We start from the raw sequence: 10,742 nt of genomic DNA, 5'->3' as shown, positions 1-10,742 counted from the left end.
AAGCCTTTGGATTGCGCTAATTCTGATTGGTACTCCTTGGGCAGCACGTTCTTTTCTTCTAGGTAAAAATGAACATTACCTTCTGATGATTTATGGTCTACAATTTCAAAATAATCCATAACGCCTTCCGGTAACAAATACTGTGCTAATTTTATATCCAAGATCTAATCTATTTTTGTCAAAGATAAAGTTTCTCCCCAAGTTTTACGTTTGATCCCTTAATCGGCCTACTTTTCGTAGGCGTAGTAAAACAAGTAAAAGCCGCAGCGGCTGGCAGTGGAGGATGGCCTAGTGCAGCGGTTGCCATCCGCACGATAAGGGTTTTACGCCGTTTTCAAGCGTACTAAAATCAGCCTAGATTTTTTTGGTTCGTTTTTTCATCAATGGAAAAAATGAACATTAAAAAGTGCATAGTGAGTGGTAAACAGTGAATGGTTTTGATTGTGGTTCAAATAGAGCCTATCAATTTCTTTACCCCGACCCTAAAGGGAGGAAATTGAACATAATTAGATGGTTTCTTTAATTTTTATAATTGTTTTAATTTTGGTTCAAATAGTGTGTGCTGTTGCTTTAAGATTGATCTCGTTTCGATAAAGTGTTTGATTTATTCCACTTTTTCTTTTTTGCATTGCCCAAAAAAGAAACAAAAAAGTCTAGGCTTACGACCCTCTATCTAAATTTATCATTCTGCCCCTAAATTTTAGGAACTCGCTGGAGAGATCTGTTATCAATTCCTAATTTTTGTTAGCTCAAACAGCCTAAAATTTTACGGTGCCTTCATTTCAAATTTTACGATAGATCGGCGATAGGCCGGGGTAGTTTTTAAGTGAATTTTTCATTAAAAAGTGCATAGTGAGTGGTAAACAGTGAATGGTTTTGATTGTGGTTCAAATAGAGCCTATCTCAATTTCTTTACCCCAACGCTAAAGGGAGGAAATTGAATATAATTAGAACGTTTTAAAATCTAATTTGTACCTAAATCTTAATCGTCCTACTTTTCGTAGGCGTAGTAAAACAAGTAAAAGCCGCAGCGGCTGGCAGTGGAGGATGGCCTAGCTTGCGGTTGCCATCCGCACGATAAGGGTTTTACGCCGTTTTCAAGCGTACTAAAATCAGCCTAGATTTTTTTGGTTCGTTTTTTCATCAATGGAAAAAATGAACATTAGAAAGACTAATTGATTAATAGGAATTAGAATGTTGTTATAAACTAGGAGTGTGTAGTTTTTTAATTGTGGTTCAAATAGTGTGTGCTGGTGCTTTAAGATTGATAACGTTTCGATAAAGTGTTTTCATTTATTATTCTTTTTCTTTTTTGCATTGCCCAAAAAAGAAACAAAAAAGTCTAGGCTTACGACCCTCTATCTAAATTTATCATTCTGCCCCTAAATTTTAGGAACTCGCTAGAGTGATCTGTTATCAATTCCTGATTTTTGATAGCTCAAACAGCCTAAAATTTTACGGTGCCTTCATTTCAAATTTTACGATAGATGCTCGATAGGCCGGGGTAGTTTTTAAGTGAATTTTTCATTAAAAAGTGCATAGTGAGTGGTAAACAGTGAATGGTTTTGATTGTGGTTCAAATAGAGCCTATCTCAATTTCTTTACCCCAACCCTAAAGGGAGGAAATTGAATATAATTAGATAGTTTTAAAATCTAATTCGTACCTAAATCTGAAATGGCCTACTTTTCGTAGGCGTAGTAAAACAAGTAAAAGCTGCAGCGGCTGGCAGTGGAGGATGGCCTAGTGCAGCGGTTGCCATCCGCACGATAAGGGTTTTACGCGGTTTTCAAGCGTACTAAAATCAGCCTAGATTTTTTTGGTTCGTTTTTTCATCAATTGAAAAAATGAACATTAGAAAGACTAATTGATTAATAGGAATTAGAATGTTGTTATAAACTAGGAGTGTGTAGTTTTTTGATTGTGGTTCAAAGGGTGTGCTGGTGCTTTAAGATTGATAACGTTTCGATAAAGTGTTTTTATTTATTATTCTTTTTCTTTTTTGCATTGCCCAAAAAAGAAACAAAAAAGTCTAGGCTTACGACCCTCTATCTAAATTTATCATTCTGCCCCTAAATTTTAGGAACTCGCTGGAGTGATCTGTTATTCATTCCTAATTTTTGATAGCTCAAACAGCCTAAAATTTTACGGTGCCTTCATTTCAAATTTTACGATAGATCGGCGATAGGCCGGGGTAGTTTTTAAGTGAATTTTTCATTAAAAAGTGCATAGTGAGTGGTAAACAGTGAATGGTTTTGATTGTGGTTCAAAAGAGCCTGTCTCAATTTCTTTACCCCAACCCTATAGGGAGGAAATTGCTTCACATCAAGAATATAAGTAATACTCATTTAGTACCTAAATCTTAAATGGCCTACTTTTCGTAGGCGTAGTAAAACAAGTAAAAGCCGCAGCGGCTGGCAGTGGAGGATGGCCTAGCTTGCGGTTGCCATCCGCACGATAAGGGTTTTACGCCGTTTTCAAGCGTACTAAAATCAGCCTAGATTTTTTTGGTTCGTTTTTTCATCAATGGAAAAAATGAACATTAGAAAGACTAATTGATTAATAGGAATTAGAATGTTGTTGTAAACTAGGAGTGTGTAGTTTTTTAATTGTGGTTCAAATAGTGTGTGCTGGTGCTTTAAGATTGATAACGTTTCGATAAAGTGTTTTTATTTATTATTCTTTTTCTTTTTTGCATTGCCCAAAAAAGAAACAAAAAAGTCTAGGCTTACGACCCTCTATCTAAATTTATCATTCTGCCCCTAAATTTTAGGAACTCGCTGGAGAGATCTGTTATCAATTCCTGATTTTTGATAGCTCAAACAGCCTAAAATTTTACGATAGATCGGCGATACGTCAGGGAGGACCTTTGAATATAATTACACTAGTTTTTTCTCTTTTATACATTTTAGTTATTTATGGATTGAAAAGGGCAGACCAACGTTTTTTTTACTCATCGTTTCGCCGTGCTCCAGTCGGTCGATTGTTTTTTTTCTACTTTTTGTAGGCTAGGTATTAAACTTAATTCGGTGTTTTTTATTTGAGGTTTTGTATTAAGATATTGATAGTTAGTTAATTGTTTTTTAATTTTAACAAAAAATTACTTACATTGCGTCTTCGTAAATACTTTATTTTAAAATCATTTTTAAAATATTAGTGTGTTTTTGTACGTAATTTAATTATTAAATCCCTTAGCAGCTATTGGTTGTTTTTAGTAGTTATTTCCATTGGAGAGCTGTTTTATCGCTCGATCTAATTTGTATTTGTTTGGTGTAATTGATTAAATTATTAACCCTAAATACGGCATACATACTTATGAAATCCCTAAAAATTACTTTTATCGCTCTTTTTTCACTCGGACTATTTACCGCTTTAGCTTCAACTGTTACTGTTACACCGACGACAACCTCAAACACAGAGCTTGCGCCAACCGAAGTACACCTAGCAACAACATCTCACAAAGTAAAAATCAGCGTTCCTACCAACGGATAGATTTTCAATTTAAACCATTTTCAAAACAGAATAATAACAACTCCTAAAATCAGAATACTTATGAAATCCTTAAAAATTACTTTTATCGCTCTTTTTTCACTTGGCTTATTCACTGCTTTAGCTTCAACTGTTACTGTTACACCGACGACAACCTCAAACACAGAGCTTGCGCCTACCGAAGTGCAGCTAGCAACAACATCTCATAAAGTAAAAATCAGCGTCCCTACCAACGGATAGATTTTCAATTTAAACCATTTTCAAAACAGAATAATAACAACCCCTAAAATCAGAATACTTATGAAAACCTTAAAAATTACTTTTATCGCTCTTTTTTCACTCGGACTATTCACTGCTTTAGCTTCAACTGTTACTGTTACACCGACGACAACCTCAAACACAGAGCTTGCGCCAACCGAAGTACACCTAGCAGCAACATCTCATAAAGTAAAAATCAGCGTTCCTACTAACGGATAGATTTTCAATTTAAACCATTTTCAAAACAGAATAATAACAACCCCTAAAATCAGAATACTTATGAAATCCCTAAAAATTACTTTTATCGCTCTTTTTTCACTCGGACTATTCACTGCTTTAGCTTCAACTGTTACTGTTGCACCTAAGACAACCTCAAACACAGAGCTTGCGCCAACCGAAGTACACCTAGCAACAACATCTCACAAAGTAAAAATCAGCGTTCCTACTAACGGATAGATTTTCAATTTAAACCATTTTCAAAACAGAATAATAACAACCCCTAAAATCAGAATACTTATGAAAACCTTAAAAATTACTTTTATCGCTCTTTTTTCACTTGGCTTATTCACTGCTTTAGCTTCAACTGTTACTGTTACACCTAAGACAACCTCAAACACAGAGCTTGCGCCTACCGAAGTGCAGCTAGCAACAACATCTCATAAAGTAAAAATCAGCGTTCCTACCAACGGATAGATTTTCAATTTAAACCATTTTCAAAACAGAATAATAACAACTCCTAAAATCAGAATACTTATGAAATCCCTAAAAATTACTTTTATCGCTCTTTTTTCACTTGGCTTATTCACTGCTTTAGCTTCAACTGTTACTGTTACACCGACGATAACCTCAAACACAGAGCTTGCGCCAACCGATGTACACCTAGCAACAACATCTCATAAAGTAAAAATCAGCGTTCCTGCCAACGGATAGATTTTCATAATTAAACAGATAAAAGGATAGAGCCCCTTTATTTTTTTAGAGATAATTCAACTTATTTATTCCAAAAAGTATACATTGTAGGCCCTCCTTTAACGTTAATTAAATTGAAATACTTTTTATTTTTACTAGGTGTACTATTGCTGCCTATTGCCTTGCATTCGCAATCTAAAAAAGTGAATAGAGTGGAGCAGATTTACCAGTTTCACGACTCAGCAAAGACGGCGTCTTACACTATGCCGCAGCGGTTTGATTACGCTCGAAGCGGTATAGCACTAGCGCATTTAGAGCAAGTCGATAGCATTGTTTTATCTAGCAATAGAGTCTTGTCTTATCTTTTTATTATAAATAGGGACATCGATTCGATTTACCCTATAAATAGAGAGAATTTAAGATTGTCTTTGCGGTTAAAAGATTCTTTACGAATGGCTTATGCGACTAATAATCTCGGTTATTATTTTCAAGAAACCAATGTGTTGGATAGTTCTTACTACTATTATGCAAAAGCACGAAAACTTTACCAATCTCAGGGAAAAGTTAGGAATCAAGCTTCTGTATTGCTCAATATGGCTATTATACAAGAGCAGGAGCGCGATTTTATGGGAAGTGAAATTAGCGCTATTAAAGCTGTTGAGGTTTTAAAAACACTCGCGCCAAGCGACGCTATTTACGATTTGTTATGGTCTCTACATAATGTGTTGGGGATAGCTGCCGAGCAATTAGAACGTTTTGATGAAGCTATAGAATACCATTCAAAAGCATTCGCCTATGCCAATAAAATGGATGATAGTGAGAGTTTACGGCTTTACACTCAAACCAATTTAGCGATTTTATACCGCAGAAAAGGTGATTATGAAAAAGCCGAACAACGTTTCTATGCTATTTTAAAAAACTCAGCCCTTAAATACGAAGACCCTAGTACCTACTCATTAGTGATGGCCGGTTTAGCCTATTGTGAGTTTCTTGACCCTAACCGACATAACGACGCCCAAATACGATCCCGGTTTAAAGAGTCTATAGCGGTCGCTGAAGCGTCCGATTTTTTAATGGAATTAATGTATGCCAATCACTATTATGGGGAGTATTTATTAGATAAAAATGAAAGAAAATCGGCCATAACACATATTAATATAGCACACGCATTAGCGAAAAAATTAAACGCTAACGAATCTGTTTTAAATACGTTGCTTTTAAAATCTAAAATAGAAGATGATACCATTTCGAAAAGCTATTTACTAGACTATATACAATTAAATGATAGTTTAGTGTTAAAAGAGCGGCTTATTAGAAACAAATTCGCACGAATAGATTACGAAACTGATATTATCAAAAAAGAAAAGGAAATCATTTCAAAACAGCGTTTATGGTTAATGCTGATATCGGCAGTTTTATTGATTTCGTTGTTTTTAGTGTACAGTATAAAAAACCACCGCTCGCGAAAACGAGAACTTGAAGTTGCTAAAACGCAGCAAGAGGCGAATGAAGAGATTTACAACCTAATGTTGTCGCAACAAGAACACTTAAATCACGCTAAAGAGCAAGAGAAGAAGCGGATTTCTCAAGATTTACACGATGGTGTTTTAGGGCGGTTATTTGGCACGCGGTTAAGTTTAGATAGTTTGAATTTTAGTACAACTGCTGATGCTATTGAAACCCGTAGTACCTACATTGATGAATTAAAAAGTATTGAAGATGACATTCGGGAAGTGTCTCATAAGTTAAATACCGATTTTATCAATCAGTCCAAATTTACCGATATTATAGAGACTTTGTTGAAAACACAGTCGACGGCCTTGGGTTTACACTATCGTATGGATGTGGATGATACTATTAATTGGGATCAATTGTCCAATAAAACTAAAATCCATATGTATCGTATCACACAAGAATCGTTACAAAACATTTTTAAACACGCGGAAGCAACTAAAGTAAATGTGATTATTAAATTAGAAAATAAAAACCTTATTTTAGAGGTGCAAGACAACGGTAAAGGCTTTAATGATTCTAAAACCAGAAAGGGAATAGGACTAAAAAATATGCGAGATCGCGTGAGCGAAATTGACGGTGCTTTAGTTTTAGATTCCGACATTAACACTGGTACAATAGTACGAATTACAATCCCCTACCTATAAAATATGAGGCTCTTAACCTATGCACAAAACACCTATTAAAATATTGATGACGGACGATCACCCTATGATTATTGAAGGGTATCAAAACACGCTGTTATCGTCCAAAAAAGAACATCAAGAATTGGATATTGCTATCGCTAGTAATTGTGACGAATCTATAAAGGCCATTAAAAAGTCGATGGCGATAAAGTCTCCTTTCGATATCTTTTTTTTTGATATCAGTCTTCCTCCTTCAAAAGATGGGGTGTATCAATCTGGTGTCGATTTAGCCGCTTATGTTAAGCAATACGTGCCAGCAGCCAAAGTCGTATTGTTAACGATGTTTAACGAGTCGTACCGCATTCATACCATTATAAAAAACATTAAACCAGAAGGGTTTTTAATAAAAAGTGATATTACTTCAAAAGAACTATCTAGCGGTTTTCAAGCCGTTATTAATAACCCGCCTTTTTATAGCGGAACGGTGAATAAAATTTTGAATAAGATGACGTCAAGCCGTTTAGATGTCGACGATGTAAGTCACGAAATTTTATATCTACTTTCTCAAGGTGTTAAAAATAAGGATATGTCAAAGCGTATTAATCTCTCTTTAAGTATGATTGAAAAACGTAAAAAATATTTAAAAGAGGTTTTTAGAATTAGTGATGGGAAAGACGATACTTTGGTTATTAAAGCTAAAGACGCAGGTTTTATATAGTAAGATTTAGGTACTCTGCATTATTAAATTTATGCAGCACATTCTGCGTTTTCTTTCCATAACAGTGTGTTGCTTCTAGCATAGAATATCTACCTATACAAACCTTATGGTTTTTTTGTTTAGAAAAGAGTACGTCTTTATAGTGCAAAACAATTTTTATAAGCAATCTGGCATAAATGAGTGCCACTATACATCCTAAAAAGGAACCGAAAGCTGCTTTTACAGCTGTTTAAAGTCCGCTTAATTTATTAACTCTCCACCGCGTGCACTAACAAAGAGCATACGAAAACACTTACAATAACTACATAAATGTTTATTAGTAGGACAAGTGGGTTGGTTTTGTTACGGATTAAAGGGTGCTGCTTCTGGGTATACGCTGTATTTAAACTATGAGAAGATGACTATTGCGATGTAAAATGGAGTCGTTTAAAATAAAACCGAAGCACTGTCTTCGGTTTTTTATTTTTAGGATAATAAATTGTACTTTTCACGTTCAGTTTAGAGTATGAAAAAAGCACTTGTTTTTTTACTGTTTGTCAGCGTGTATTCATGTAATTATTTTGAAGCCGAAAAAATAGCTTCGGAAGATATTTTAAATGAAGAGCTAAAAACATTCAATTGGAATACGGTCGATGCTTATCCTGCTTTTGCTTCTTGTGAGTCGTTAACCACGAAAGGGGATAGAAAGCACTGTTTTGAAAACACGTTAGCTTCCCATATTGCCAATAGCTTTTTAGAACAACGATTTATAGTCACACAAACGATAAGTGATACCGTTGTTTTGGAGTTTACTATTTCAGAAAAAGGGGTGTTAGCGCTTAATCATATTCGGGTCGATTCTTTAACGGCGCACGAAATACCTTCCATTAAAAAGATATTACAGGAAAGTTTAGAAACACTCCCAGACATTTACCCCGCCATAAAAAGAGACCAGCCGGTAAAAACTACTTTTACGATACCGCTTATTTTATCTGTTAACGAATAGCGTGCAGGTTCAACTTACAACCAATCGCGAAATCTACGGGACACTTATATTCTTTATCTAGAAAAAGAGTCACCAGAGAATTATACACAAAGGAACGGTACTTGTTGTGGGCTTTAATGAGCACTCAAAATAGAAATTATTAATGTTGCGAAACGCTTTGCACTTCGCTTAATGTTATTTATTAAACTGGCGCCCTTTCCATTTATAGGTAGAAAATAAAGTAGAACACGCAATTAAAACGGTAAATAAAGGATATAATATACTTGAAATGATATAAAAGGATGTAGAAAATGACGTCTTAAAAAAGCGACACGTTTTAAATAATAAAATGCCATCTATAACTATTTTAAGTGTAAAAATAATAAGCATTGTATTTAAAGTGATTATAGCGCTTAAAACAAAAATAAAGCTTAGTAGTACCAGCAGGTTCATCGTTAAGACTAAAACACCTACCCCCTTTCCAAACACAGAAGAATACTGCGATGTTTTTGCCGCCCAGCGCTTACGCTGCTGTACTAGCTGTATAAAATTGGGTTGCGGCTTGGTGTACACAATCGCGTTAGTACTCTTTAAATACTGTACTGCATTTGGTGTGTCTTGCAGAGCTTTTTCGAGCAAGAAAATATCGTCGCCACTTGCAATAGTGTTATTTCCTGTAAAGCCTTCCAGTTTTAAAAAAGTCTCTTTTTTGTAGGCAAAATTAGCGCCATTGCACATAAAAGGCTTATTAATACCAAAACCACCAACAGTTGCGCCCATTAAACTTAAAAAGTCTAGGGCTTGAAAGCGTTTTAAAAAGGAGTTGCTTTGGTGGTAGGCTACAGGCGCCGCAATAACATTGCAGTCATTATTTTGAATATAGCTATCCAGACTATTTAGCCATAAGTTTGGTACATTACAATCGGCGTCGGTGGTAATAATCCACTCATTTTTTGCTTTGCTGATAGCGGTTGTAATCGCATCTTTTTTTGGTGAATTTGAAATGCGCTCGTTATTTAAAATGGAATAGTGAAATGTGGGCTGTTTCTCGAAAAATTGAGAGATAAGTTGTGCCGAACCATCTTCTGAAGCATCGTCAACAAAAATAATTTCAAACCGTTCTTTCGGGTAGCGCAGCAGAACTAAACTGTCTAGTAAGTCTGTTACATTACTTGCTTCATTTCTAAAGGCAATTACTATAGAAAAACGGGTTTTAGATATGGTTTCAGAGGTGTTAAAACTTTTTATTTTGTCAAAACCGTAACAGAACCCCGCAATTAAAATCACATATAAACCGGTAACCATATAGAGGAGTAACATCATTCTATGTCGTTTTTACGGGTTTAAATTTAAGCACAAAATAACTACCAAGGCAACTCGGTAACACAAAATTAAGACTCCACATTAGGGTTGTGGTGCATAAAATGGGGAGTGCGCCAACACCAATTAATGCAAAGAGATACACCGCAATGCTGCTTTTAATTAGGACATCAAAAATAAAAATAGAGGGCATAATAGATGAAAATAAATACAGTGTTGAGATGAGCATCATAGCTTCGAGATAGGGGATTTCAATACCAAAAAGGGCGAGTATAACATAAAATTGAAATGAAAACACTAGGTATCGCAATCCCGAGATTATAAGAGTTACGCGTTTCGTTTTTGGCGAGAGTCGTTTTAGCACCAATACAAAAGGGTATAGTTTGTTGACGATCTTTTTAAAAACGTTATACGAAGACATGCGATACAGTATAATAAGGCTTGCAAGAACTGCGAGTCCTACATTTATAAGATATTTAAAGTTGAGGGGAAGCTTGTAATCCTTAGCGAGTGTTGTAAGTCCGATGACACCAAAAACGAGAGTGACTATCATTTGCATCGTGTTCCCAAAGAGGTTTAATAACACGATTTTAGTGCGATTTTGCGGCTGGTAGTATAGTGCTTTTGCGCCATAATCGCCAATGCGGTTGGGCGTTAATAAAGAAGCGGTTAACGCTCCTAAAGTTTGTTGCGAAGCCGCTTTAAAAGTGATTTTCGATAAACTGCCGACTAACACTTGCCACTTTCTTATTTCTAATCCCCAGTTGCTGCACGTTAAAACAATTAGAAACACGATGTTTAGCGTAGAAAATTGCGGGTTACTAGCTAAAAGCGCTACAAAAACAGGCAAATCGAGGGCTTCATTTTGGGTTAGTTTGTAATAAATAAAATAAAAAGCGCCAAGTACTAAACTCAATTTAATGAGTACAAAAAAGAATTGATTAGTTT

Annotated in this window: 11 protein-coding genes; 9 read left to right on the top strand and 2 right to left on the bottom strand. The window is 35.4% G+C overall.

Annotated features, from left to right (window positions below; translation table 11 throughout):
- Window positions 1-3,313 precede the first annotated feature (3,313 nt).
- From ES676_RS14645 to ES676_RS02935, 9 genes are all read left to right on the top strand, one after another.
- The gene (locus ES676_RS14645; RefSeq protein ID WP_170234416.1) at window positions 3,314-3,490 is read left to right on the top strand and encodes a hypothetical protein; all 177 of its coding nucleotides are present in this window, start codon (window positions 3,314-3,316) and stop codon (window positions 3,488-3,490) included.
- Window positions 3,491-3,550: 60 nt separating this feature from the next.
- On the top strand, window positions 3,551-3,727 hold the full coding sequence (locus ES676_RS14640) for a hypothetical protein (RefSeq protein ID WP_170234415.1): 177 nt from the start codon (window positions 3,551-3,553) through the stop codon (window positions 3,725-3,727).
- Between the two features lie 60 nt (window positions 3,728-3,787).
- Window positions 3,788-3,964 carry a hypothetical protein gene (locus ES676_RS14635; protein ID WP_170234414.1) on the top strand — a complete coding sequence of 59 codons (177 nt, stop codon included), beginning with the start codon at window positions 3,788-3,790 and terminating at the stop codon, window positions 3,962-3,964.
- A gap of 60 nt (window positions 3,965-4,024) precedes the next feature.
- Window positions 4,025-4,201, top strand: a complete 177-nt coding sequence (locus ES676_RS14630; protein ID WP_170234413.1) for a hypothetical protein — start codon at window positions 4,025-4,027, stop codon at window positions 4,199-4,201.
- 60 nt (window positions 4,202-4,261) lie between these two features.
- Complete coding sequence (locus ES676_RS14625) at window positions 4,262-4,438, top strand: hypothetical protein (protein ID WP_170234412.1); 177 nt, start codon at window positions 4,262-4,264, stop codon at window positions 4,436-4,438.
- 60 nt (window positions 4,439-4,498) lie between these two features.
- Entirely contained in the window at window positions 4,499-4,675 is a 177-nt protein-coding gene (locus ES676_RS14620) for a hypothetical protein (RefSeq protein WP_170234411.1), read from the top strand.
- A 113-nt stretch (window positions 4,676-4,788) separates the two neighbouring features.
- Window positions 4,789-6,813 carry an ATP-binding protein gene (locus ES676_RS02945; protein WP_148368538.1) on the top strand — a complete coding sequence of 675 codons (2,025 nt, stop codon included), beginning with the start codon at window positions 4,789-4,791 and terminating at the stop codon, window positions 6,811-6,813.
- Window positions 6,814-6,832: 19 nt separating this feature from the next.
- Window positions 6,833-7,510, top strand: coding sequence for a helix-turn-helix domain-containing protein (locus tag ES676_RS02940; protein ID WP_148368537.1), 678 nt, complete (start codon window positions 6,833-6,835; stop codon window positions 7,508-7,510).
- Window positions 7,511-8,015: 505 nt separating this feature from the next.
- Window positions 8,016-8,495, top strand: coding sequence for a hypothetical protein (locus tag ES676_RS02935; protein ID WP_148368536.1), 480 nt, complete (start codon window positions 8,016-8,018; stop codon window positions 8,493-8,495).
- A 174-nt stretch (window positions 8,496-8,669) separates the two neighbouring features.
- Here the strand turns inward: ES676_RS02935 and ES676_RS02930 are convergent, their stop codons facing one another.
- Entirely contained in the window at window positions 8,670-9,797 is a 1,128-nt protein-coding gene (locus ES676_RS02930) for a glycosyltransferase family 2 protein (RefSeq protein WP_148368535.1), read from the bottom strand.
- Window position 9,798: 1 nt separating this feature from the next.
- Window positions 9,799-10,710 carry a hypothetical protein gene (locus ES676_RS02925; protein WP_246130286.1) on the bottom strand — a complete coding sequence of 304 codons (912 nt, stop codon included), beginning with the start codon at window positions 10,708-10,710 and terminating at the stop codon, window positions 9,799-9,801.
- Between the last annotated feature and the right edge of the window lie 32 nt (window positions 10,711-10,742).

Origin of the sequence: Bizionia saleffrena (assembly GCF_008086175.1) — a bacterium.
GTDB lineage: Bacteria > Bacteroidota > Bacteroidia > Flavobacteriales > Flavobacteriaceae > Bizionia > Bizionia saleffrena.
Note: the sequence above shows the minus strand (reverse complement) of the source record. Positions and strands in the feature narration are given on the sequence as shown.

Coding starts and splice junctions, on each gene's coding strand:
- ES676_RS14640 (WP_170234415.1), top strand. CDS start 3,551: ATGAAATCCTTAAAAATTACTTTTATCGCTCTTTTTTCACTTGGCTTA.
- ES676_RS14625 (WP_170234412.1), top strand. CDS start 4,262: ATGAAAACCTTAAAAATTACTTTTATCGCTCTTTTTTCACTTGGCTTA.
- ES676_RS14635 (WP_170234414.1), top strand. CDS start 3,788: ATGAAAACCTTAAAAATTACTTTTATCGCTCTTTTTTCACTCGGACTA.
- ES676_RS02935 (WP_148368536.1), top strand. CDS start 8,016: ATGAAAAAAGCACTTGTTTTTTTACTGTTTGTCAGCGTGTATTCATGT.
- ES676_RS02930 (WP_148368535.1), bottom strand. CDS start 9,797: ATGATGTTACTCCTCTATATGGTTACCGGTTTATATGTGATTTTAATT.
- ES676_RS02940 (WP_148368537.1), top strand. CDS start 6,833: ATGCACAAAACACCTATTAAAATATTGATGACGGACGATCACCCTATG.
- ES676_RS14630 (WP_170234413.1), top strand. CDS start 4,025: ATGAAATCCCTAAAAATTACTTTTATCGCTCTTTTTTCACTCGGACTA.
- ES676_RS14645 (WP_170234416.1), top strand. CDS start 3,314: ATGAAATCCCTAAAAATTACTTTTATCGCTCTTTTTTCACTCGGACTA.
- ES676_RS14620 (WP_170234411.1), top strand. CDS start 4,499: ATGAAATCCCTAAAAATTACTTTTATCGCTCTTTTTTCACTTGGCTTA.